This window comes from Heliobacterium mobile (assembly GCF_009720735.1).
GTDB lineage: Bacteria > Bacillota > Desulfitobacteriia > Heliobacteriales > Heliobacteriaceae > Heliobacterium > Heliobacterium mobile.
In genome coordinates this window covers 1-23,877 of the sequence record NZ_WNKU01000023.1, presented here as the reverse complement: position 1 = coordinate 23,877, position 23,877 = coordinate 1, and the positions used below count along the sequence as shown (strand labels likewise).

The window sequence follows — 23,877 nt, the reverse complement described above, 5'->3', positions numbered from 1 at the left end:
GCAACCCAATCACCTACCCGTACTATTGCGTAAAGGTCACTTTTAAGCCTTTGTGCACAATTTCAATCGCCTCAACGGCCACCGCGTTCCCATCGGACTTCAAGTCCGGCCCGCTCCATCGAACCGGATAGGAATCGAAAAAATTCCACCGACATACTTCTTCTCCGGCATAGCTCAGTAAGATGACCGAACCGTTTTTGCGTTTCTTGGGATCTTTTTGCTCACACATATACCAATCCCAAAGTGCACTGGACTTCGTGATGCCGCGTTTGAACACAAGAGGGGTATTCCGCTTCCCTTTCGGTAAGACATGCACATAATCGTTAAGGCCTCCCTCTCGATATTCTTCTGTTTCTAACCGGCTCTCCAGTCCAGTGACTTCGGAAAATCCCCCGACGAGCACTCCGTCAAGTTCGACCCAAAAACGAAATACCGCGGTAACCTGTTGATCGCTCTTTTGAGAACTTTGAGTTTTTCCCCCCAAGGCTCTCTCAAACCTTCTTTCTGTCAACGTTATCGTTTGAAGACGTCAAACATATTTTCCGGCTCATCGTTCAGTTTTCGGTTTATCCGAGTAATTTCTTCGCACCAACGGCGCCGATCCCGGTGCTCCATCGCCATCACTTCATCATGAGACCAGTGAAAGTAATAGGCGATAAAACTGACTTCTTCGAAAATCCGCTCTGCAGGATAGAGGCTTATTCCTCCGTCTGCACGAAAAAAGCGCCCTTCACCTCAAAGGAATGGTTGCATTTGGGGCAAGAAACGTTGATTTTGCTCTCTCCCGCCTGGTTAATCTGCTGATACAACGATTGCAGATAGGCCAAATCGGCAGAGAAGATGTTTTCGATCACCTTGGTATCGACGCCCCTCAGATCGCCCAGTTTGGTAATTACGCGGGCCAGTAAGATAATCGTCAGATAGCTCGGGTTCTGTTGTACTCGAGGATCTCGTAAAGGCAAGATTTCATCGGCCGCCGTCGCTAAACGCATGGTACCTCTTTTATGTAGATTACCACTTTCGTCCACATAACCTCGGGGGAGCTCAAAGGGATATTCCGTTTGAAACACCATGGAGAAACCCTCCTGCTATTTTTCATCGGTGACTCCGCCAACAGCCCGATCCGGTTATTCTCGGGCTTGACGTTTGGCTGTAAAGAATCTGTCCGCTTCGTGGGTTTACTTGCCTCAAAAAGACGACTTATAAGTCCCTATTTCGTTCGAGTCATGCCCTCATGGGCCAATTCCAAGACTTCGATCGCTACATCGGATCCCTTTCCGCTAAAGTCAGGGGCCGAATATTTACAAGGCCAAGCTTCTTTCACTTGCCACGTAGCCACGTCTTTGCCTTCTTCATCGAGAGCGATGATCGTCACCATTTTTCTCGTGATTTTCCCTTGGGTGCATTCAAGAATCCAGTTATACATGTCCATGGAGTCCGTGACGCCCCACTTCAATGTGATATTGCCATACTTCGACAACCCAGGCAGTTTTCTGGGTGTCGTGACTTCGTTACCCTCCCGGTACTCGATCACATCGATAGACGCGTTATAACCAGATACATCGCTAAAGCCAGCCTGCTGTATCCCTTCCACTTCGATTCGAAACCGAAAATTGCGGTATGGGTCCTTACGATCGGCCATATCGGTACACCTCCATATCCCTACTCACTGGTGTTCCACCAGAGATGTGATTCCAAAGGTTCAACTGTTATTGCTCTCTCGTCTTCTGCGTAATCCGGAAGATGACGAATTCTGCCGGTTTCACCGGTGCGACCCCGATGATACAAATCAAGCGGCCATTGTCGATGTCATCCTGTGTCATCGTCGTACGGCCGATTTGGACATAAAAGGCCTCAGCCGGGCTGCCGCCTTCTAAAGCGCCGTCCCGCCATACACGAGTTAGGAAGGCGTCGATCGTTCGGCTGACCCGAGCCCAGAGCCGCTCATCGTTCGGTTCGAAAACGACCCAGTTGGTACCGCGTTTAATCGACTCTTCCAAGAAGATAAACAATCTTCGGACGTTGACATACTTCCACAACCCATTCGAAGACGCCGTTCTGGCGCCCCATACGCGGATCCCTTGTCCAGTAAAATAGCGGATAAGGTTTACCCCTTTCGGGTTGAGGATATCCTGCTCGCCCTTGTTGTATTGTACGGACAGGCCTGTCGCCCCCCGCACCACTTCATTGGCCGGCGCCTTGTGAACACCTCGGGTATTGTCGGACCGGGCGTATATGCCTGCCATCGAACCGGAAGGGGGAATATGGACGCTTCGTTTTTCCAAGGGATCGAACACCTGCAGCCAGGGATGATAAATGGCGGCATAATTGGAATCAAAAATATTTCGGTGACTCTCTACATCAGCCACCTTAGTTTTTTCCACTGCCACATCCAGCAAGGCAAATCGGCTTCTCAAATTTTCGCAGTGAGCGACGAGCGAAAGCTGCACATTTGGATCGGTAATCCCTGGGACAGCGATGACACTGACTTCATCGTTATCGATAAATGCCTGGATACCGGTCCGTTTGCCAGGCCCTCGGTCTTCCCCCATGAAATCGGCCGGAGACAAGCTCGATACTGCTCCGTCGCTCCCACCTGTCAACTCGCTCACGAATTTGCTTTTCTCATCTTTCACCGTATCTTCCGCCAGCCCTGTAATGGCTTGAAATGGCGGTAGATTATCGGCCGTTGCGCCTTGGCTGTTATCCTTTACAGATATCAAATTGGAACGGGATAAGATCTTTTCCACATGGTTTGCCGCCGAAACGTTCAAGGACAGATTGCTGAAGGTTTCGGCTTCATCGCCAAAATAAACGTCCAACGTAAACTCTGCCGTACGCAGCACTTTTTCCGGAAGCAGTTTCTGATCCACGACATCTTGTCCACCGTCGAGAGGCTGTGCCAGTTCGATGATGTCATCTTGGGACACCAAGACCCGGTTGTATTGAGTCGCTCCACCGCTCATAAAAGCCACACTGTCACCGGGGTTAAAACCAGCGCAGTTTTTGACCTTATATTTTTTCGACGATGCAGGATCTCCGATAATCTCTAAAATCTGTGTTCTTGCCTTACTGGCCGGGGATAGTTTGATCCGAATTTGATTCCCCCAGGAACCGGGGTTCTTTGCCGTAATCTGCAGCAGTGGGCTCTGTCCTGAACCGTTCGGTAATTCCACGGCGGCTTGTGCCGCATTTTGCGGTGCTACACGCATAATGTAGGCACGGGAACCGCCATTTAGGAAAAAGTGTTCCACCCCATACGCCAGGTATCGGTAAGAGCCAAAGGCATTTTCAGATAGATAGCCTCCATACTGGCGCTGAAAATCAGCAAAACTAGTCACTAACTGCGGGAGACCTTCCGCAGGGCCCCGTTGGGCTACCCCAATAAATCCCGCTGTACTGGTACTGACGCCCTCCAGTGGCTGAGCACCACTGTCAAACTCCTCCACATAAACCCCTGGTGAAAGATATTCTGGCATACCTTCCCGATCCCAATGACTTGGGATCAGTCCCTCCTCTCAGTACCTAATCGTTCCGTCGTTCACCGCAAAACTGGCTTAACGAAGGATACCCCTTTGCAAAAGACCGCTTTCCCCTTGGTAACCGTAATCCCCCTTTCTTAGTGCAAGATACATTCTTATGTGGAAAAATATTCTTATGTCATTGAAGTTATTTCATGAAGTCAACAAAAAAAGAAAACAAGCACGAACAACTAAATAACCCCTTGAAGACAACTGACACTGCAGCCAATTAAACCCTTTAGCAAGCTCCAAAGCATTGTCATTTCTAGATCATGTTATGAAAATCTTAGCACGCCCTTCTATAATTATGCAATAATTGTTGGAATATTTTTTATCTGCTTGTTATAATAAAAACAAACCCTAATTATTTACAGAAACGCAGTTGTTAGAAAACAACATGGAACATGGTCGTTTATTTTATATTTTTACAAATGTTTCTATATTCACTTATCTAAAAGACTGGGATTGAATACCTATAAGGTAGAACAGGAGGTGGAAATTCCACGGATCGAAAGGGTGGTTGGTCAATCCCCTTTCCGATGCGTCTACGTCATGAATCAGGGTTACAGAAACATCCATGATCACCTGGTAGACGAGCTAGAGCTTCTCAAACTTCGGATCCGCAGACTCCTTTTGATCCGTCAAACAGGACGACCGGAAAGCCCGCCACGTCCATTTAAGGGATTGGTTGTGTCCGATGAGGAAGTGGAGCAACTGCTCGGCAATCATCCGATTCATCCCGAATCCCATGAGGACATTCGTCGGATGACCGAGGAGATCGACCTGTGGACACGACAGATCCAGTCCAAGCGAGAATGGAGTCAAAAAAAGGGCCTGCGCTTACCGCTGGATCACCTCTCCCAGACGTTCTCCCTTTCACCGCTGGAAGAACAGTGTATCCTGCTATGCCTGGCGCTGGAATGTGATTGCAGATATGAAAAGCTCTATGCCTATTTACAAGATGATCTCAACTGTAAATATCCTACCGCTGATTTAGCGATGCAGTTGCTCTGTTCCACCGGGGAAGAACGTCGTTTATTGCAGCTTGCATTGCTACCCAGTTCAGTACTCTTCCGTTCCCAAATCCTCCGCTTCGAACCTGGAACCGGAAGTATCTATAAAAGAGCCTTATACCTGGAAGAAGGGGTGCTCAGTTTTCTCTTGGGCGGAGAACAGCTGGATCGGCAGATCGAAAGCTTCGTCGACCTGTTCCACGAAGATGACCGCCCGGATGAGTTGATTGCGGGACAGGAAATTCAATCGAAGCTCCGTCGCTTTACAGGGAAGCAGGGGATCTATTATCTATGGGGACCTGCCGGGTCAGGGAAGACCTTGCACGTTCGACACCTTAGCGCCTTTTTGAAACGACCACTTTTGATCGCCCATCTGGACAGGATGTTCATGCCATTAGACCGCTTTAGAGAAATCCTACAACTCCTTTTCCGGGAAGCACGGCTGCGCAATGCTGTCCTCTGCTTTGCTAATGTTCATACTTTAATTGAAGAATCGGATCCATCCCTCAAAGAAAGCCGTATGCCTCAAGGATCGCTGCATACACTGCTGCGGCAGATACCATCCTTTCCCGGAATGATCTTTATGCTGGCTGACCGGGTTTGGAAACCATCCGGCTTCCATCACTCCGTAGCGTTTCTCGCCGTAGAACTGAAGGCACCGGATCAACTAGACCGGATACGCCTTTGGGAAACCTTTGCCCAGGAGTACCAGTTTGTTTCTCCTCTTGACTGGGCAGCGTTGGCAGGTAAGTTTCGCTTTACAGCCGGACAAATCCGAGAAGCCTTGATGACAGCCCAAACCCTGGCGAATTGGAATCCCTCCGATAGATCGGGCGAATCGCCGATTCATAGCAAGGACCTTCATCAGGCATGCCTATCCGTCAGCGACCACAAACTAGCCGATAAAGCCACACGGATCCGCCTCAACTACCGCTGGGAGGAACTTGTTCTTCCTCGTGCTCAGAAGGAACAACTTAAGAGCGCTTGTAACCACGTGCGCTATCGACACATCGTCTATGGACAATGGGGCTTTGAGCAGAAGCTTCCCTACGGAAAAGGGTTGAGTATGCTCTTCGCGGGGCCTCCCGGCACAGGAAAGACGATGGCCGCCCAAGTGGTCGCCCAAGAACTGCAGTTGGAACTGTACAAGATCGATTTGTCTCAAGTCGTGAGCAAGTACGTCGGTGAAACGGAGAAGAACTTACGGCAAGTCTACCAAGAAGCCCAACGAAGCAATGCCATCCTCTTTTTCGATGAATGTGATGCCTTATTTGGAAAACGCTCCGACGTGAAAGACTCTCATGACCGTTATGCCAATATTCAAACCGCTTTTTTGCTGCAAAAGGCTGAGGAATATGACGGCATCTCGATTCTCGCTACCAACTTGTCCAAGCATATTGATGACGCCTTTTTGCGGCGGTTCACCTATGTCATCGATTTTCCCTTCCCCGATGGGGAGTACCGGGAAATAATCTGGCGGTCTATGTTTACTCAGGACACCCCAGTAAGCGACGATATAGACTTTGAGTTTTTATCCACCCAATTTGAGATCGCCGGTGGAAACATTAAGAATATCGTCGTCGCAGCCGCCTTCCTCGCGGCAGAGCAGTCAGAACCTATCGGAATGAAACATCTCATCCACGCTGCCAAACAGGAAATGCAAAAGATCGGAAAACTGCTCTTCCAAGATGCCCTGGGAACATACTCGGGATTTTAAGTTGGAGGTGAACACCATCGGAAGCTATACCGTATTTGCCGATGCCGCAAACACCATCCTCCGACTCTTACGGGATAACCTTACGCCGGAACCAATCCCTAAGCCCGATATGATCGGCTTTTGTGCGCCTTATGAAAAAGGAGATTTTCGGTTAACCCTGTTTTTGTACGAAATCAAGGAATATCGAGAATCGACAGGTCCATCGAATGTACCCTCTCTGTCCCCATTAAAGATTTACCTGCGCTTTCTCCTGACCGCATTTTCATCGGCCGACTTGAATAACCGGGCCGTGGACGAAGCGACGATTCTCGGTCGAGCCATGCAAGTCTTACATAACCAACCGATCCTGCGGTCCTCCGCTTTGACAGGTACATTGGCTGAAAACAGCGAGCCCCTCCGGGTAACATTGGACAATCTGCCTTTTGAAGAGATCGTAAAACTGTGGAGTTTTGCCGACGTGACTTTCAAACCCTCCGTCAGCTACACCGTCGGCCCCGTCTATCTTGACACGATGCAATCGATGAACGTCAACATGAACATGGTCTTATAGGGGTTGCCTAATGCCCTCATATCGGCCTCGGCCTTCCCCTGATTTTTAGAAGAAACGGGTGAGGCATGTGTACCCACTCATATTACGCCTCGGTTCCCCGGTTTCCTTGGTCATCCAATTCATTGATGATTTCACCGCCGAGTCTCCTCTCGACGACCATATCCATGTTTCTATCGCAGGGATATCGGCTTGCCCCATTCGTAAGCCCGGAGGAACCTTTGTCTTTACGAAACTCCCCGAGAAATCCTTCGATGTCGTCGTCCGTTCGGATTTTTATTTGAGTTGCTCATTCCCCGTCGAATTGAGTCAACTGGATCCGAAAAATCCTGTCATCATTGTCAAACTCATACCAGCACCGGCATACCCCTTTCCCTCTGGTTCGACGGTCGTCCGCACCCGGGTTCAAGATCATAAGGGGATAGCGCTGTCCAATGTCTCTGTTCAGGGGACCATCCTTTCCGTCAACTGTGCCCGGGCAAGGCTGGTTCCGCTCGGGGGAAAAGACAGCGAAAATGAGTTTGCCCTTATGAACGTGCTCGGTCGAATTCTCCCGGAAGACCGTTTTCTGATCAAAGCCCGGGAGAACGGTTATGCGGAGCAGGCCCAAGTGGTCTCGTACGCAAAAGATCAAAGGCGAGTACGTTTTCGCAACCCCCTGGAACACCGATATGGACCGGGGACCTTATTATTGCCCATCTTTGAAACCCGAAGCGATTCCCGTGGAGAGGCCGTCCTTTATTTTCGTCATCCCAGTTCCCGGCGATTTGATGCCCAGATTGAATTTACAATTTCCCCCGATGGCTCAGAAGAGCCCCGTTCTTTGCTGCAGGAGATCTCCCTGGAGGATGGTAAAGAAGTGAATCTGGCTGTAGTACGATTGTAATCAATCAGGGTTCCGGCCTATCGCTATAAAAATCGAATTATAGTCCGCTCCATCCCCGGCAAACCTAAGGGTAGTATAGTTAATGGAGGATGGGGTAAGTTGGAAAGATTCAAAGCATTAGGCGTTTCTGATAAAATTCTGCAGTCTCTCAATACCATGGGTTTTGAAGAGCCAACACCGATTCAGGCTCAAACAATTGCTCCGGCTATGGCCGGAAAAGATCTGATCGGACAGGCCCAGACGGGCACAGGAAAAACAGCCGCCTTTGGTATTCCCCTGATCGAAAAGTCAACGAACAAAGAAGGGCAACTGCAAGCGATCGTCCTGACGCCCACCCGGGAACTGGCTATTCAAGTGGCTGAAGAACTGAACCGGATCGGGAATCAAGCCGGCGTCCAATCGCTCCCTATCTACGGGGGGCAGGATATCGTCCGGCAGATTCGGGCCTTGAAAAAGCATCCCCAGATCGTCGTGGCGACGCCAGGTCGGCTGATGGATCACATGCGTAGAAAAACGATCCTTCTCGGGCAAATCAACATCATTGTCCTCGACGAAGCCGATGAAATGTTAAACATGGGCTTTTTAGAAGACATCGAAACGATTCTGCAAGAAACGCCGGATACCCGGCAGACACTCCTGTTCTCCGCCACGATGCCCAGACCAATCCAAACATTGGCCCAACGGTTCATGAAAGATCCTGAGTTGATTAAAATCCAAGCCAAGGAAGTTACCATTCCTCTCGTGGAGCAGCAGTACGTCGAGATGCAGGAACGCCAGAAGTTTGACGTACTCTCCCGCCTTTTAGACATTCAATCGCCGGAACGTTCTATCGTCTTCGGCCGTACCAAGCGGCGGGTCGACGAATTGTCAGAGGCCTTGAAAAAACGGGGCTACTCGGCCGAAGGCATTCACGGCGATCTGACCCAAGGCAAGCGGGACAGTGTCATCCGCCAGTTTCGGGAAGGCACTGTGGAAATCCTCGTCGCCACCGATGTAGCCGCTCGCGGCTTGGATATCAGCGGCGTCACCCACGTGTACAACTTCGATATCCCCCAAGACCCGGAGGGGTACGTGCACCGCATCGGACGAACGGGCCGGGCCGGCCAGACCGGTGTAGCTGTCACCTTCATCACCCCCCGCGAGATCGATCATCTGCGGACCATCGAGCGGTCGACCCGGCGAAAGATGCTTCGCATGTCGATCCCTACCGTCACCGAAGCCCGGGAAGGCCAACAGCGCTTGGCTATGGACAAACTGCTGCGAGTCGTCCAAGAAGGGCGTATAGACCCCTATAAAACCCGAGCGGAAGAGTTGCTGAACGAAGAAGATTCGGTCTCTCTATTGGCGGCTGCCTTGAAATTATTGACCAAAGAAACGAACCCTCTTACCATTCAACTTACCCCGGAATCACCCCTGAGAGTTCGTAAGCCTTTTCAAAAGAAAACGCAAAAAGGCGCTGGCAACCGCGGGCGAGTCTATGCCGGCGGCAAAAACAACCGGGGAAAATTCAACCCGCCCCCTCGCAACTTACCCCAACAAACACTTCATTAAAGCAAAAGGCTCCCCGGAACGACATCAACGTCCCAGGGAGCTTTCTTTGCTCTTTACCCATGCAGGAATCCCTCAGAAGTTAGGGAATTAGTATACGTCCAAATATTCTAACTCTAATAAAGCGGGGGGATTCCAGTGATTATCGATAAAGGAAGCGATTTTGACACCGTTGAACTCTCTTTCGAAGAAATTGACAAAGGGTACACGCCGCGACAAGCCGTCGCCGAAGCCAAGCGCTGCCTGCGCTGTCCGAAACCTGCCTGCCGCAGCGGCTGTCCTATAGAGAATGAAATCCCCCAGTTCATCGAAGCATTAGCCAAAGGCAATATCGGCGAAGCCAGCGCAATCATTGCCCAGCGGAGCAACCTGCCCGCTGTTTGCGGTCGGGTCTGCGCTCATGAAAAACAGTGTGAAAGCTACTGTGTTCTCAACAAAAAAGGCCAAGGGATCAAGATCGGCAAACTGGAACGGTTCATCGCCGATTTTGACGCCGAGATGGATATTACAGAGCCTACAGCCTGTCCCGTTCTGAATAAAGGCAAAGTGGCGGTGATCGGCTCCGGCCCTGCAGGACTGACGGTGGCCGGTGATTTAGCGAAGCAATGTTTTGACGTCACTGTCTTTGAAGCCCAGGAAGAACCGGGCGGCGTACTGATGTATGGTATCCCCGACTTTCGCTTAAATAAGGAAGTCGTTCGGAGGGAGATTGCCAGAATTGAAAACCTGGGCGTCACTTTCCGCAACAAAGTGGTTATCGGTCAAGAGATTACGGTGGATCAGCTTTTTGCGGAAGGGTATGATGCAGTTTTTCTCGGCACTGGAACAGCCCTGCCAAAACGCATGGACATCCCCGGCAACGAATTGCCTGGCGTCATCCAAGCGGCCTACTTTCTGCGTGTGGTCTCTCTCGCAAACGCCGGGAAAGTGAGCCACCGGGAAATTCCCATCTCCATCGGCGATAAAGTCTTTGTCATCGGCGCAGGCAACGTGGCCATGGACGCGGCCCGCACCGCCCTTCGCCTCGGGGCTTCCAAAGTGACCGTAGTCTACCGTCGCGGCGAGTCTGAGATCACGGCTCTGCGCAGCGAATACGAAGACGCCAAAGCCGAAGGGGTTTCTTTTCTCTGGATGTCGTCACCGGTTCAGTTTATCGGCGAGGAGATCCTGTCAGCCATCGAGGTAGAACATACGACCTTTGATTCTGAGGGACACCTCGTCAGTACGGGCCAGAGAGAAACCCTTCCAGCCGATAAGATCGTTCTCGCCATCGGCCAGCGACCAGCGGCACGGATCATCACTTCCACTGGCGGCATCGAAGTGGACCGGAACGGCTACGTAATCACCCGGGAGCGGCCCTATGGTATGACAACACGGCGCGGCGCCTTTGCCGGCGGCGATGTGGTCCACGAACCGGCCACAGTAGTTCTGGCGATGCGGGAAGCAAAAAAGGTAGCTTCCGGGATCGCCATGTATGTGGAAGCGAAAAAGCTCTTAGAAGAATGTGGGGAAGGCTGACGCTTCTTTGATACTCCAAAGTTGAAATCCACTTATGTCAGCGCAACAATAACCGAAAAAAGCAAAAGAAGAGGATGGGCCATGACATTTTTCGTTGGCCTCTCCTCTTCTTTTTTGTTGTAATTTTGGATTTCATATGTTATCGGACTTTTCTGATGTTATTAAGATGCCGTGCTATATGACTTCAATGCCTTCTATGCACTCGATGACTTCGTTATCTTTCGTAGGTTCGCTCTTAGCCTCCGACCTTCTTGGCGTTATAGTCCTTTAGAAACTGGTTATAAAACTTTTGAATACAACCATTCAACTGTTGCGCTTCCGTCATTTTCGCCCGGGATTCATTGTCGCTGCCCTTTAAAGCCAAGTTGGCTGCTTCCTGTACCGCATCGCAATACTGGATGGCTTGGTTCAGGGCTCCGAGAAGCTCATATTTTAGGGGTTGGTACTCTTGAGGCGCCGGAAGTGCTTCGATTTGTGCTTGCAGAGCTAGGCGCACTCTTTTCCCCTCTGCAACTGCGTTCGAGAGACCGGTCCAGTCGAGTTTACCATAGTTAAATTCGTTGAACGACTTTGACAGATTTACCTTAGCGGTATCATACTGCACCACGATCGAATCCATCGATGCGAAAAATGTCTTTGCATCAGGCACGACGGTGTTTCCGCCGTTGTTCGCAGCCGCATTTCCCCCATTACCGGACGATTCGGCTGGTTTTGCTTCCGGCGACACCGGATCTGGTGCCTTACCTTCGCCATTTTTCGCTCCTTCCGCCACCTGTTGCGCAATTGATTTCAAGGTCACCGGCGGCCGCTGCACATCTAAAACTCCACTGATCCGACTGCCGATCTGATTCAAATTGTTATGGATGTCCACATCGCTGATTCCCCTGAGCACTTCCACCTTTTGCTGGAGTTCCTGATAGGTGTTTTTCGCCTTGAACAAGGTCTTCCAGGCTTCCTCCACTTGACTGATCAGGTTTTTTTCGAGGGCGATCACCTCGTTGATCGTTTCTTGCTCTCCCGCATATTTCTGTGGTGCCTGTAGTGAACTATGTTTGTCTTTCGCTTCATCGAGCTTCTTTTCCAATTGGCTGATTTGGTCTTCATTCAGCTTCCCATCATTTTTCAAAGGCACATCGTTCAGGCTCTGGATGAGACCGCCGTTGACACCGTCGATATCAGCGAGGACCTGCTGCATCTGCCGGAGATAATCCGTTTCGGCTAAGACTTGTTTGCTGTAGTTGATCCACCAGTACGCCCCGCCACCGCCAAAGAGAGCTCCGGCGATGATGACAGCCGTAACGATCTTCCACTTCCCGCCCTTCTTCTTTTCCGGTGACGATACTTTGGAGCCCTTTGCTGGAGCTTTTTCGTTGCTTTTCAGAATAATCGGTTCGTCCACGGTTGCTGATTGTTCCGTTTTGGCGGAACTCCCCTTCGAGGAAGAAGACTCTGCCTTTCCCATATCCGGTTTTGCTGTATCCTGTTTGATCGCCTCTGACTTGTTCGTCACCGTATCCGCCTTTGCCGATTCTGCTGTTTCACCCGTTATTGATGGTCCCTTTTTTGGATCGTCAGAGTTATTCGATTCACTTTTTGGGGTGTCCTCGTTTAGGGATTTTTCTTTTTGTGTATCTTCCGAAGGCTCCCCCTCAATCAGGCGTGCCCCGCACTTTCCACAGATGATCTCCCAGCCTTCCGTTGGCTTCCATCCGCAGCGTTCACAGTAGCGCATGTTCGATCCCTTCTCCCTTCAACCACTCGCCAGGCCTCTTGCCTGTCAGCTTCCCTCCGTCGATCACCTGCACTCCATTGACGAAGACGTGCTTCATCCCCTCTGGTAACAGGTCCGGGTGTTCCTTTCGAGCGAGATCCCGGAAACGCTCGTAGTCAAAGACGATCACATCGGCTTTCGCCCCTGCCGTAAGCCGCCCTCGGTCTCTCAATCCGAGTCGAGTTGCAGGCATGCTGGTCATTTTGGCTATCGCTTTCTCCAGTGTGAGTACCCCGTTTTGCCGAACATAGCGCGAGATCACTCGTGGATAGTTCCCATAAGCTCGGGGGTGTCCGGCTCCCCCGTTTTCATAGAGGCCGGCGTCACTGGCAATGAAGATGCGCGGGTGAGCCAATCCGAGGGCGATGTTGTCCTCGGAGATAAAGACCTGAGTGCTGCCAAAATCCCAGGAGGGATAGTCGTAGACATACATATCTCCCCAAACATCCAGCCCTGATTCAGCCGCTTGCCGTATTTTATCCAATATCTTGGGGAATTTAGACCAGTTCTCCGACAGCAGGGCTTTCACGTGGGAGATTTGAACAGATACACCGGTCGCCCGTGCAACCTCAAGAATCTCGTCCACGGCTTCCAGCAGGTACTGTGACTCACTGCGCAGATGCACGGCCAAAAGAGCCTTTTTGCTCTTCAAGGCTTGAGCGTACTGCTTTAACTCCTCTTTGGTCATGGAGTACTGGGGCGTATATTCAAGGGCCACTGACATCCCGGTGGCACCTTCGCCAAGCCCCCGAAGGAGCAAATTCCGCATCTGATCGATCTCTTTCGGCGACGCTTTACGGTCTACGTCCCCGCCTAGTACCTGCCGGCGAAGGTTTAAGTACCCGACTAACTGTCCATAGTTGACCCCTAGCGACCCCAGTTGATTTCGAAAATCCTTGATATTGTCGACAGAGTCGCCACAGTTGCCGCCAATTTGGGAGGTGATCCCCTGAAAAAGACGTACCCCGGCGATCGGATTGGCTTTTAGATAGTCTTCGTTATGGGTATGTATGTCGACAAAACCGGGTGTGATACAGCCACCGGCGGCGTCAATAATCTGACATTGTTCCGGTAGTCGATAGCGCTGGTTTCCATTGATGTAAAGACCCTTCTCCAGACGGGTTTCTGCTTCTGCCTTCACGACCGCTTCAATCCGATCTCCCTTGATGGCGATAGCGCCCTCATAAGCGGGTACCCCTAACCCGTCGACAATTTTTCCATTATGTATTAAAAGGTTCCAACTCACATCCTGTGTCTTGGCAGGGAACATGACCGGTTGCGGGACGAGTCCTGTCGGTAACGCTGGCACTGGCAGGTCGTTCTCCATTAAGGGAACGAGATACTCCTTCGCAAAGTAACTCCCGCCCATTGCCGCGCCGACAAAAGTTGCGGCCATTTGTAAAAAATCCCGACGTCTCATCTTCGGCTGGGCCTCTTTCTCTCTGTCGTCGGTCCGATGACAACGGTTCTTGATACCATCACCCCCCACCATAACAAACGCAAGAAGAAAATTTTTCCATATTATTCTTATGAGACAACTCGTCAATTTAGTCGCAATATTTTACTTGTAACGAAAAAAATTTTGTAAACTATTGTCTATCTTTTGGCAAAAAAGAAAAGACAAGGATTCTATACCACTATGGTAGAGAATCCTTGTCTCTTTTGTTCTAGCCTATATGTTTATGGTTGACCGTGAAGACTCAGTCCATATTTACTTTGACTACGGGGTAATTCTGTTCTTCTAGGAAGCGGTTAAAACGCCGGAGGGCATTCTTAATTTTGGCTTCTGCTACTTCGTCGGAGAAGAATTGTTGAAACATATCGAGCACTCCTTGTTTTTCATTATCTTGGGTACGTTGTTATTATAGCACCAATGATAACTTTTCTCAAGAGAAAATCGTTCTCATTCGACATTGTTTTTCCCCTGGCAACCTGTCCCCATCGAGCAAAAACTCAGCGGCTACCCTCGATGCCACTGAATCACAAGCAAGCCGAATCCTGCGATAGGTACTTCCAATTCGCTTTGTCGGCATAACGCTCAACGACCAGCCGAACTGTCGTGATATTGTTTTCCGGAGGATTGGGAACGGTGACACATCCCGGCCCGACCATCACTCCGCGCAGATCGGTTTCACGTAAAAAGGATGCTACCTCTTGAATGACTTGGTAGGGATTCCCGTAAGAGATCGGACCTGCCTCATCCAAACCGCCAATGATGCATTTATCGGTCATCTCCCGGGCCTGTTTCAAGGGCGGGTACTCATGAGAATCGTGCCAATTTAAAGCGTGTACCGGATAATCGAGCAGTTCGTCAAACATGATCCGGCTGCCGTGGATGTGAAGTATGTTGAACCATCCCTCACTGGCCGCTCGCAGCACATCCAGATCGTAGGGACGGCAAAATTCTTCATATTCATCCGGTGTCAAAAAACCGTCGTTGGCGCATGCCGTGGCAAAAAAGATTCCAGAAGCTCCCGCCGCGAGATTCGCCTTGACAAATTCGCTCGTAGTTTCCGTGATCACTTCCAGTGCTTTGTGCAGAATTTTCGGGTCTTCCCGTAAATCCTCGACAACTCGATCTCCAGCCAATTTTCTGGCGATCGTCAAAGGGCTGTAAACGGTCTGGACAAAGGGGACATCCGGTTTTACCAACTCTTTGACGTGGCGAGTAAAAATCAGTTGTTTCCCCAACGTTCCAATCGTCGGCAGTAACACCTTCGGCCGCCGCCAGTCGGAAATGTGTTCAATTGCATGCCGGAATATGACCGGAGATTGTGTCTTTGTGCAAAAGTACTTGATCTGGCATCCCCAGTCCTCGACGCAGTACAGGTCAAAGGGGGTCAATTTGATAAAATCCAAATCATATTTTTCTTGAAAGTTAACGTGGGCCTTGGCCAGTTGAACCGGATCTTGGTCGACGAGGGGATAATTCATCCATAAAGACACTGGCGGACGATCGACGTCCCGACCCTGTAAGGCAGCTCTTACCCTCTCCCATTTCGTCATAACAAACCCTCCTTTTCCTTAAGCAAAACAAAAAAGCCAAGTCCACCCCAACGGGGTAAACTTGGCCTTCAGCTTTCTGATCAGCCAACTCGTTTTTCGTTGCTTACTTTCCTCGGCTAAGAGCGTCTATCAAATGCCTAAGGAATGTTATCCGAATCTTATCACTACGGCAACTCATTGTCAAGGATTTACCGGTCACCTTCTTCCAATCTAGACCTTGCCTTCTCTTCGATGAGCCGCCATCGTTCCACTGTTACGTTTTTTTACTCTTCGACGATGCTTTGCACCCGGCCGATATGCCCGTCTTGAAGGCGAACTTTGATCCCATGGGGATGATGAGGCGATTTAGTCAAGATGTCTTTCACGACCCCGCGGGTTCCTTTGCCTGTCAATTGATCTTTCTTTAGAACGATTTCCACTTCCAGCCCGGGCGAGATGTCTTTCCGGCTTTTTCCGTCTTTCGTCATTGACTCAGGTACTCCTTGGTGTAAGACTCCTTGCATAAGTTGCAAAAGGTTAGCGAAGTGAGTTCGTAGAGCGTCCTTACAATAATTAATGACTATCCTCTTTTCGGCTTAAACGGTTTTCCTCCGGGCCGCGTCGGTTTCCCAGGCTTACCACCCGGTTTTCCTTGCGGTTTCCCCTGCGGTCCTTCGAATGGCTTGCCTTGAAGTTTACCGGCCAGTTTCTCGTATGGTTTCCCTTGTGATTTACCGGTGGGCTTTCCGAAGGCGTTGCCTTGTGATCTACCGGGAGGCTTTTCGTATGGCTTGCCTTGGAACTTTTCAGGAGGTCTTTCATAGGGTTTCCCCTGTAATCGTTCCTGCGCTTTTTCTTCCGGCTTACCTCGAAAATCACCGTCGTACTTTTTCAATGGTGTACCTTGGAATTTACCTTCCGCTCTTCCGTATGACTTGCCTTGGAATCTACTTTCAGGTCTACCTTGAGACTTCTCTGGATAGCTACCTTCAGACCTATCCTGTGGTTTTCCCTGATACCTGCCTTCGGATTTATCGTACGGCTTTCCTTGATTTCTGCCTTCGGACTTATCGAACGGCTTTCCTTGGTTCCTACCGTCGGACCTGTTGAACGATTTTACTTGGTTCCGATCCTCAGACCTGTCAAAGGGTTTTCCCTGATACCTACCCTCAGGCTTATCGTAGGACTTACCTCGAAAACCCGGCTCCGATCTCTCGAAAGACTTCCCTGGGAATTTACCTTCTGTCTTCTGGAAAGACTTGCTTCGGAATTCTCCATCGGGCTTCTCGAAGGGCTTGCCTTGAAATTTACCTGTCGGTCTTTCGTTTGGCTTCCCTTGCGGCTTACCATAAGGATGTTCTGACCGGTTCTCGACGGAACTCGCTCCCGGTTTTCCGGAAAGTTTTCCAGTGAGCTTTCTCGCAGGTTTACCGGCTGGTTTTCCTTTGTTGTTATCAGTGAATTGCCGGGCTGGTGCAGTTTTTCGCTCTGCTTTTACAGCCATTTCTCCATAGAACTTCTTTAGGCGTGCCTCCTCCGGAGGCGTTACTAACGCGATGACTTGCCCGGCGGCGCCCATCCGGCCCGTCCGCCCGGTTCGGTGGATGAACGAAGTCAGTCTCTCTGGAAGGTCATAATGGACTACATGGGTAACCTCAGGAATATCCAAGCCTCGAGCGGCTAAATCCGTGCCGAGGAGTACCGTGAGCCGGCCTTCCCGGAAATTCTTTAAGATATGTTCCCGCTCCGATGCCGTCGCTTCTCCTTGCAGCGCTGCAGCGGGAACATTTTTTTCTCGCAGGCGTGTGAGGATATGCTCTAAAAAGGCGGTATTGTTCATAAACACGAGCGCTTTGGTCCCGCGCTCTTTCACGATTTGACGCAACAAGTCGGCCTTGTCCCGTCGTTCACAGACATAGTAACGATGCTTAACCGAACCGGTAGGCACTTGGTTCCGCTGGACCCGTATGAATTCCGGGTCGATCATCACAGATTTTGCCCACTCGGTCACCCGCTCGGGAAGAGTAGCTGAAAAAAGCAGCAACTGACGGTCCCTTAGGGTCGCACGGATCACGTCCTGCACAGCATCGGCGAAACCCATATCGGTCAGTTGATCAGCCTCATCCAACACGACCGTTTTTACTTCATGCATCTTCAGTTTGCGGCCTTTGATTAATTCCACGATGCGATTTGGAGTCCCGACGATGATCTGGGGCCGTTCTTTGAGCTTTTCCGTCTGGCGGCGAATATCGGCACCACCGATGAGTGCCACCGAGGCGATAGTGCTGCCCTCAGTCCATCGCTTCACTTCATCTTGAATCTGCGCCACCAGTTCCCGCGTCGGCGCCACGATGACCGCTTGCACACTTTTCAACTCCGGATTCACCCGGGTGAGAATGGGCAGAAGGTAAGCCAGCGTTTTTCCGGTCCCCGTCGGTGACTCGGCGATCAGATCTTTTCCGGCCAAAATCGCCGGGACCGCCTGACGCTGGACTGCCGTTGGATGTTCAAAGTGCGCTTTCTGCCAGATTTGCTGGATGAACGGTTGGAAGGATTGTAACAGTTCCCATGGTGTATTCATCGTTTTATCTCCTTGTCAGCCCCTAAACTCTTTTCCATACTTATGCTTATCTTATCACCCTTACAGAAAAAAGCAAAAAGGCATGCTTCTGCACACGAAAAAAGAATACGGGTCTTATTAAAACAGATTCTCCAGCTATACAAACAAAATATCCTGGCCGATAGGACCGCCGTCATCCAAAACCAAAGCAAATGCCGCTGTAACTCCCACAGCGGCATTATCACTATAGTCGATATAGACAGACTCACATAGATTCTATTTACAACAAACAGACACTTTCCACCCGGTTTCTCCCGGTCCGCTTCGCTTCATAGAGGGCCTGATCGGTTCTGTCTATAAAAGCTTCCAACGAATCACCCGGTTTCGGTACTACTGTGACCACACCCATGCTAACGGTCACTTTATCGGTGATCGAAGACGCTTGATGGGGGATCCCCCTCTCTTCGACGGCGAGTCGAATGGCTTCGGCCAGTTGAAGCGCCCCATCACAGTCCGTCTCCGGTAAAATCAACGCAAACTCTTCCCCGCCATAGCGGCAAGCCAGATCGCCCGGCCTGCGAGCGAAGAACTCCAGCAGTCGAGCGATGATCTTCAAACACTCGTCACCGCCAAGATGTCCGTAGGTATCGTTATAGGCTTTGAAAAAGTCGATGTCCGCCATGATCAAGGAAAAAGCTCTTTGGTTTCGGACGGCCCGCTTCCATTCTGCCTGAATGTATTCATCAAACCTGCGCCGGTTAGCCAATTCGGTCAGTCCGTCCAGGGCAGACAATGTCTTTAGCTTTTTGACCACTTCCTGCAAACTGCGGGTCACTTCCAATAATTCCTCTTCCCGCGCCTTCCGGCGATCCATCTCCTCTTTCAGGGTTAAGGCGGAACGAATTCGGGCGAGCAATTCCACCCTTTTGATCGGTTTTGTGATGTAGTCCATCGCCCCTGCCGCAAAAGCCCGTTCCAGTTCATCCATGTTCGTCAGCGCTGTGACCATGATCACCGGAATATCCGCCGAAACCTCTTGAGACTTTATAATCCGGCAAACCTCAATTCCGTCCATCTCGGGCATCATCACATCTAATAAAACGAGGTCCACTTCGGCATCCCCATTTGCCAACAGGGCAAGCGCTTTATGGGGCGAATCGACATTCGTTACTTGATAGCCTGCTTTCGACAGGATTGCATCCAAGTAAATTCGGACGTCTTCGGCATCATCAACGATTAAGATATGCATCCTTTTTCCCTTCCTCATCATCCAAGCCCAGCCGCTTTATGAATGTGATGTATACCATCGGATAGCTTCCAGTAAGGTTTTTTTCCGAATCGGCTTACTTAAGTGGGCGCTGCAACCAGCGTCGAGACTGCGCCGGACATCTTCTTGCATCGCATTGGCTGTGAGCGCGATAATCGGTATTTCCTTCCGTTCCATCTCTTTCTCCCAACGTCGTATCTCCGCCGTCGCGATGTACCCATCCATAACAGGCATCAGCATATCCATCAACACAACATCATAGTTGCCCTCTTTGTATTTTTCCACAGCGATGCTGCCGTTCTCAGCGATATCGATCTGATAGGGCATATCTTTTAGATAAGTGCGAACAAGCAGGCAATTGTCTTCGGCATCATCGACCAGCAAAATACGTAGGGGCCGTTCTTCTTTGACTTCGCCTGCGTTTATCGAACCTACGTCCTGCTCCGTAACTCTGCTATTGATGCCGACCACTCTTGCTAACGTATCATACAGGGCTGCCCGCCGGACCGGCTTGACTAAATAGGCGGCGAGACCTAATTGCTTTGCCCGTAGGATATCTCCTTGCCGGTTATCGGAAGTCACCATCAAGACCGTAGAACCTTGAAGCTCCGTTTCTCGCTGGATCTGTTCTGCCACCTGGAACCCGTCCATGCCGGGCATCCGGCAATCGAGTAAAACCAACTGGTAGGGTTCTCCTCGTTCTGCCGAGCGCTTCATTTCTACAATTCCCGCTTCTCCCCCTGTCGCTTCGACAGCGACAACCTCCCAGGACTTGAGGGTTTCTACAAGGATCCTTCGGTTCGTTTCGTTGTCATCGATGATGAGTACACGAAGTCCTTTCAAGGTGTGTCCATGTGTTTTCGGCGTCTCCGACAAAATACCTTCTTGTCCGGCAACTCCAAATTGTGCGGTAAAGTAGAATGTGCTGCCCCGGCCGAGGATGCTCTCTACCCATATTTTACCGTTCATCATTTCCACAAAATGCCGAGAAATCGTCAATCCAAGTCCTGTGCCCCCGTACCGTCGAGTCGTCGACGAATCGGCTTGGGTGAATCGTTCAAAGATGATCTCCAGTTTTTCTGTCGAGATGCCAATTCCCGTGTCAGACACGCTAAAACGAAGGGCACTTTTCTCTTCCGGCTTCTCCGGATCTCGCTCGATCCGTACGATGATCTCTCCCTGCTCCGTAAATTTAATCGCGTTGCCGATCAAATTGATCAACACCTGCTGCAGCCGTTCTGGATCACCGACGACATAGGCAGGCACTTCCGGAGATAGATAACAGGCCAATTCCAAGCCTTTTTTGTGTGCCCGTACCGCCATGATTTCACTTGTCTTTTCCACCATTTCAGACAGATGAAAGTCCAGGCTCTCCAGTTGTATATGACCGCTTTCGACCTTCGAGAGATCGAGAATATCGTTAATCAGAGTCAAGAGCGTGTCTCCGGCTGCACGGCAAATCCGCAAATATTCTCTCTGTTCCAAAGTCAGCTTTGTTTCCCAAAGAATTTCCGTCATCCCTAATATGGCATTCATCGGTGTGCGGATTTCATGGCTCATACTCGCCAAAAACTCCGACTTTGCCTTGGACGCAGACAAAGCCGCATCGCGGGCTTGTTCTAAGGCATCGTTGGTCAAACGCAACTGTTCTACATGACCGTCAATCGTCTCGGCCATATGATTAAAGGCACGGCTGAGCTCTCGTAACTCCGAAGGGGTACCTCCGCGCTCAGGCAAATAAATCCGGTGGTTGTACTTTCTCTGTTGCATGAGCCGAGAACCGTGAATGAGTCGATCGATCGGTTCCCGAATCCGGTTGGAAACATATACGGTCAATGGGATCGTGCCTATGACAATCAGCACCAAATAAGCGATCAGCTTGCGCTGTCGATCATAGAAGGGTTGGAACACCTCTGCTTCGGTGATTTCCCCAACGATAATCCAACGCTGCCTCTGCATCCACCCATAGGCACCGAGAACCTGTTTTCCATCGTAGTTCATGTATGTAGATGCGCCCGATATACCTCGACTGGCGCTCTGAAAAGCAACACTATCGACTTTTAACCTCATCCGTGTCGTATCCGCGACGGTTCCCTGCTCAATCAAATGAGATGTAAATCGGGACTCCGTTAGCATGACGCCTTGGTCATTGAGCAAATAGGTTTCACCGGTCTCCCCTGGTTGATATCGTTTCATCACGTTTTCAATCGCCGACAAACTGACGGAACCAAAGACGATGCCTTTGAATTGGTTATGTTCATCGTAAACGGGCGCAGAAACGATAATGACCGGACGCCCCGTATTTCGTCCAATCAACACATCGGAAATATATGAATTGCCCTTCTTCCCTTCTTGAAAATAGGCTCGGTCGGACAGGTTGATGGCTCCTGCCCGACCGCCTGTGTCTATCTCGTTATAGCCCTCTTTGTTGATAAAAGCAAATCCGTTAAAATCCGAATGACCTGCTACGAAGCTATAAAAAGTGTCGTATATCTCTTCCTGGCTTCCGCTTCGAACGGTTTTAAGGCGAGACAAGGTTTGTACTTCCCCACGGCATTGATCAAACCATTCGTCGATAGCATCGCGCTGTAGAATGATGACATGCGAAAGCTGTTGATACTTATCACTTCTGACATGATGATATTCTTCGTACGAGGAGAGCACTAGAAATCCTATCGCTGGGAATAAGACAAGGAGAATCCCCCAAAGGTTAAGCTGTGTCTTTAGACGATTCAATCGCTCGTTTCTTCCTAATCGATGATGCCACTTTTCGGAATCCAGCGCCATTTGGGTCTCACCCCCGCCTTCGTTCACTTCGACTTTAAGTTCCGGCTCGTATTACCCGATAAGCACAGAAAATTGCTCCGTCTGTAGTGTGCAAAGCTGTTGATAGACCTGTTCACACTCTTTTTCTAGAATCCCATATATCTCTCTTACCCCGGCTACTTCACCGGACTGGCCCAGTGATTCCAGTTTCCAACTCAACTCGGTCACCGTGACGGCTCCTAACATGGCACTGCTTGATTTGAGACTATGGGCGCTGGAGCGCAACGCTTTTGCATCTTCTTGTTCTATTGCCTCTTGTATGGCATCCAATTTTTTTGGGGTTTCCCGAAGATAGATGGAAATAAGTTGTTCCAGCAGGTTCACTGCATCTGCCGGCTCCAAATCCTCCACGATATCTCTCATAAACTTTAGATTGAGTCTTATCAAGTTTTCTTTATCGCCAAAAGACATACCTCATCGCCCCACCCAACGAACAGAAATGGTGACTCCTTACTTAGGTTACATGTTCGCGAAGGAATAACAAAAACCTTTTTATCACATTACACATCATGCTATATTCCCGACAGCTAGTGCATCCATTTCCTATTAAAGAACGCCCTTTTTAAGAACTCAAAAAAACGCATCGACGTCATATACGCAAAAGTGGGCTCCCCAATCTTAGGGGCAGCCCATTTTTATGTTGGCAACTCATTTTGTGTTCTTACCAATCGGGATACAGATCCGTTCGCCGGTCTCGCCAAGTGGTGACAGCCCCCCGCTCCCGAACCTGATAGAGCAGTTCCAAATCCAGATCGGCCGTCACAATCATATCCTGGTTGAGTTCCCCCTCGGCTAAGATCCCTTTCGGTGGAAAGGGGATATCATTGGGGGTAAGAATAGCTGCTTGGCCGAAATTCGCCCGCATGAAATCAACCGTAGGCAAGGAACCGACCGTTCCGGTGGTCACCACGAAGATCTGATTTTCGATCGTCCGGGCATGGCTCGTATATCGGACCCGATGGAATCCATGGCGGTCATCGGTACACGAGGGACAGAAGATCACATCGGCTCCTTTGGCTCTCACCATCCGGACAATCTCGGGAAACTCTATGTCATAACAGGTCAATATGGCGATAGTCCCTTTTTCCGTTTCGAAGACGTTGACTTCATTCCCAGCGCCCATATTCCATTCCTTCACTTCGGTGGGCGTAATGTGTATCTTCGGCTGCCGGGCGATTTTGCCGTCAGGATAGAACAGATGGGCCACGTTGTACAATCGATCCTTTTCCTGAATAACGTGAGTCCCACCGATAATGTGCATCCTCATTTGCTTGGCCAGTCCGGTAAACAAGGAACAATAAGCCTCCGTAAAAGCAGGCAGTTCTCCAATCGTCAGAGCGTTCTCCCGGCTATCTCCCATAGACATTAACTGGGTCGTCACAAATTCGGGAAACAGGACGAAATCGGCTTCAAATTCAGCTGCCGTTTTAACATAATGCTCCACTTGCTGAGCGAATTCTTCAAAGGAGCGAATGGTATGCAGGTGATACTGTACCGCCGATACTCGGAATTTCATAGAAAACCTCCTTGGCATAAGGTCGTATATCCCTATATGTATCATTTCGTTAGTGACCGATGCCCGTTTTTAGAGATAATAGAAGTAAAATTGCGGCGTATAAAAATATAATTTTATTTAAGTAACTCAAGTTTCGCAGTAAGAAAAATGACATAAAGCCTTGATTTTTCAGGGATAAAGGCGAAAAACATCCTCTGATTCG

General features: G+C 50.0%; 19 protein-coding genes. 5 read left to right on the top strand and 14 right to left on the bottom strand.

Going from position 1 to position 23,877, the window contains the following annotated elements:
- Nucleotides 1–22: 22 nt before the first annotated feature.
- From GJ688_RS15385 to GJ688_RS15370, 5 genes are all read right to left on the bottom strand, one after another.
- Nucleotides 23–484: a phage tail protein gene (locus tag GJ688_RS15385; protein WP_155477442.1), complete on the bottom strand. Its 462-nt coding sequence runs from the start codon at nt 482–484 to the stop codon at nt 23–25.
- A gap of 29 nt (nt 485–513) precedes the next feature.
- On the bottom strand, nt 514–657 hold the full coding sequence (locus tag GJ688_RS21400; protein ID WP_328597383.1) for a DUF6760 family protein: 144 nt from the start codon (nt 655–657) through the stop codon (nt 514–516).
- Nucleotides 658–698: 41 nt separating this feature from the next.
- Nucleotides 699–1,073 (bottom strand): phage tail assembly protein, encoded by a 375-nt coding sequence (locus GJ688_RS15380; RefSeq protein WP_155477441.1) that lies wholly within the window; start codon nt 1,071–1,073, stop codon nt 699–701.
- A 137-nt stretch (nt 1,074–1,210) separates the two neighbouring features.
- Nucleotides 1,211–1,642, bottom strand: coding sequence for a phage tail protein (locus tag GJ688_RS15375; RefSeq protein WP_155477440.1), 432 nt, complete (start codon nt 1,640–1,642; stop codon nt 1,211–1,213).
- Between the two features lie 67 nt (nt 1,643–1,709).
- Nucleotides 1,710–3,479 (bottom strand): phage tail sheath family protein, encoded by a 1,770-nt coding sequence (locus GJ688_RS15370; protein WP_155477439.1) that lies wholly within the window; start codon nt 3,477–3,479, stop codon nt 1,710–1,712.
- 507 nt (nt 3,480–3,986) lie between these two features.
- Here GJ688_RS15370 and GJ688_RS15365 point away from each other — a divergent pair.
- The 5 genes from GJ688_RS15365 to GJ688_RS15345 all read left to right on the top strand — a co-directional run bounded on the left by GJ688_RS15365 (nt 3,987) and on the right by GJ688_RS15345 (nt 10,750).
- On the top strand, nt 3,987–6,251 hold the full coding sequence (locus tag GJ688_RS15365) for an AAA family ATPase (RefSeq protein ID WP_155477438.1): 2,265 nt from the start codon (nt 3,987–3,989) through the stop codon (nt 6,249–6,251).
- Nucleotides 6,252–6,258: 7 nt separating this feature from the next.
- Complete coding sequence (locus GJ688_RS15360; protein ID WP_170292054.1) at nt 6,259–6,801, top strand: DUF4255 domain-containing protein; 543 nt, start codon at nt 6,259–6,261, stop codon at nt 6,799–6,801.
- Between the two features lie 67 nt (nt 6,802–6,868).
- Nucleotides 6,869–7,684 (top strand): hypothetical protein, encoded by an 816-nt coding sequence (locus tag GJ688_RS15355; protein ID WP_155477436.1) that lies wholly within the window; start codon nt 6,869–6,871, stop codon nt 7,682–7,684.
- Between the two features lie 99 nt (nt 7,685–7,783).
- Nucleotides 7,784–9,235 carry a DEAD/DEAH box helicase gene (locus tag GJ688_RS15350; protein WP_407928959.1) on the top strand — a complete coding sequence of 484 codons (1,452 nt, stop codon included), beginning with the start codon at nt 7,784–7,786 and terminating at the stop codon, nt 9,233–9,235.
- A 135-nt stretch (nt 9,236–9,370) separates the two neighbouring features.
- Nucleotides 9,371–10,750, top strand: coding sequence for an FAD-dependent oxidoreductase (locus tag GJ688_RS15345; protein ID WP_170292053.1), 1,380 nt, complete (start codon nt 9,371–9,373; stop codon nt 10,748–10,750).
- A 235-nt stretch (nt 10,751–10,985) separates the two neighbouring features.
- Here the strand turns inward: GJ688_RS15345 and GJ688_RS15340 are convergent, their stop codons facing one another.
- The 9 genes from GJ688_RS15340 to GJ688_RS15300 all read right to left on the bottom strand — a co-directional run bounded on the left by GJ688_RS15340 (nt 10,986) and on the right by GJ688_RS15300 (nt 23,675).
- Complete coding sequence (locus GJ688_RS15340; RefSeq protein ID WP_155477435.1) at nt 10,986–12,482, bottom strand: hypothetical protein; 1,497 nt, start codon at nt 12,480–12,482, stop codon at nt 10,986–10,988.
- Entirely contained in the window at nt 12,469–13,941 is a 1,473-nt protein-coding gene (locus GJ688_RS15335; protein ID WP_170292052.1) for an N-acyl-D-amino-acid deacylase family protein, read from the bottom strand. The genes GJ688_RS15340 and GJ688_RS15335 overlap by 14 nt, the downstream gene beginning before the upstream one ends.
- A 560-nt stretch (nt 13,942–14,501) precedes the next feature.
- Complete coding sequence (locus GJ688_RS15330; protein WP_155477433.1) at nt 14,502–15,527, bottom strand: uroporphyrinogen decarboxylase family protein; 1,026 nt, start codon at nt 15,525–15,527, stop codon at nt 14,502–14,504.
- Between the two features lie 263 nt (nt 15,528–15,790).
- The gene (locus GJ688_RS15325) at nt 15,791–15,994 is read right to left on the bottom strand and encodes a YwbE family protein (RefSeq protein ID WP_155477432.1); all 204 of its coding nucleotides are present in this window, start codon (nt 15,992–15,994) and stop codon (nt 15,791–15,793) included.
- Between the two features lie 92 nt (nt 15,995–16,086).
- Nucleotides 16,087–18,087, bottom strand: a complete 2,001-nt coding sequence (locus GJ688_RS15320) for a DEAD/DEAH box helicase (protein ID WP_155477431.1) — start codon at nt 18,085–18,087, stop codon at nt 16,087–16,089.
- Nucleotides 18,088–18,346: 259 nt separating this feature from the next.
- Complete coding sequence (locus GJ688_RS15315; protein ID WP_155477430.1) at nt 18,347–19,315, bottom strand: diguanylate cyclase domain-containing protein; 969 nt, start codon at nt 19,313–19,315, stop codon at nt 18,347–18,349.
- A gap of 36 nt (nt 19,316–19,351) precedes the next feature.
- Nucleotides 19,352–22,120, bottom strand: a complete 2,769-nt coding sequence (locus tag GJ688_RS15310) for a response regulator (RefSeq protein WP_155477429.1) — start codon at nt 22,118–22,120, stop codon at nt 19,352–19,354.
- A gap of 51 nt (nt 22,121–22,171) precedes the next feature.
- Nucleotides 22,172–22,510: an Hpt domain-containing protein gene (locus GJ688_RS15305; RefSeq protein WP_170292051.1), complete on the bottom strand. Its 339-nt coding sequence runs from the start codon at nt 22,508–22,510 to the stop codon at nt 22,172–22,174.
- 310 nt (nt 22,511–22,820) lie between these two features.
- Complete coding sequence (locus GJ688_RS15300; RefSeq protein ID WP_155477427.1) at nt 22,821–23,675, bottom strand: carbon-nitrogen hydrolase family protein; 855 nt, start codon at nt 23,673–23,675, stop codon at nt 22,821–22,823.
- Nucleotides 23,676–23,877: the final 202 nt, after the last annotated feature.

Excerpts from the sequence above, each read along its gene's own strand:
- GJ688_RS15380 (WP_155477441.1), bottom strand. The coding sequence starts at position 1,073 with ATGGTGTTTCAAACGGAATATCCCTTTGAGCTCCCCCGAGGTTATGTG.
- GJ688_RS15375 (WP_155477440.1), bottom strand. The coding sequence starts at position 1,642 with ATGGCCGATCGTAAGGACCCATACCGCAATTTTCGGTTTCGAATCGAA.
- GJ688_RS15370 (WP_155477439.1), bottom strand. The coding sequence starts at position 3,479 with ATGCCAGAATATCTTTCACCAGGGGTTTATGTGGAGGAGTTTGACAGT.
- GJ688_RS15340 (WP_155477435.1), bottom strand. The coding sequence starts at position 12,482 with ATGCGCTACTGTGAACGCTGCGGATGGAAGCCAACGGAAGGCTGGGAG.
- GJ688_RS15335 (WP_170292052.1), bottom strand. The coding sequence starts at position 13,941 with ATGAGACGTCGGGATTTTTTACAAATGGCCGCAACTTTTGTCGGCGCG.
- GJ688_RS15330 (WP_155477433.1), bottom strand. The coding sequence starts at position 15,527 with ATGACGAAATGGGAGAGGGTAAGAGCTGCCTTACAGGGTCGGGACGTC.
- GJ688_RS15325 (WP_155477432.1), bottom strand. The coding sequence starts at position 15,994 with ATGACGAAAGACGGAAAAAGCCGGAAAGACATCTCGCCCGGGCTGGAA.
- GJ688_RS15320 (WP_155477431.1), bottom strand. The coding sequence starts at position 18,087 with ATGAATACACCATGGGAACTGTTACAATCCTTCCAACCGTTCATCCAG.
- GJ688_RS15315 (WP_155477430.1), bottom strand. The coding sequence starts at position 19,315 with ATGCATATCTTAATCGTTGATGATGCCGAAGACGTCCGAATTTACTTG.
- GJ688_RS15310 (WP_155477429.1), bottom strand. The coding sequence starts at position 22,120 with ATGGCGCTGGATTCCGAAAAGTGGCATCATCGATTAGGAAGAAACGAG.
- GJ688_RS15300 (WP_155477427.1), bottom strand. The coding sequence starts at position 23,675 with ATGAAATTCCGAGTATCGGCGGTACAGTATCACCTGCATACCATTCGC.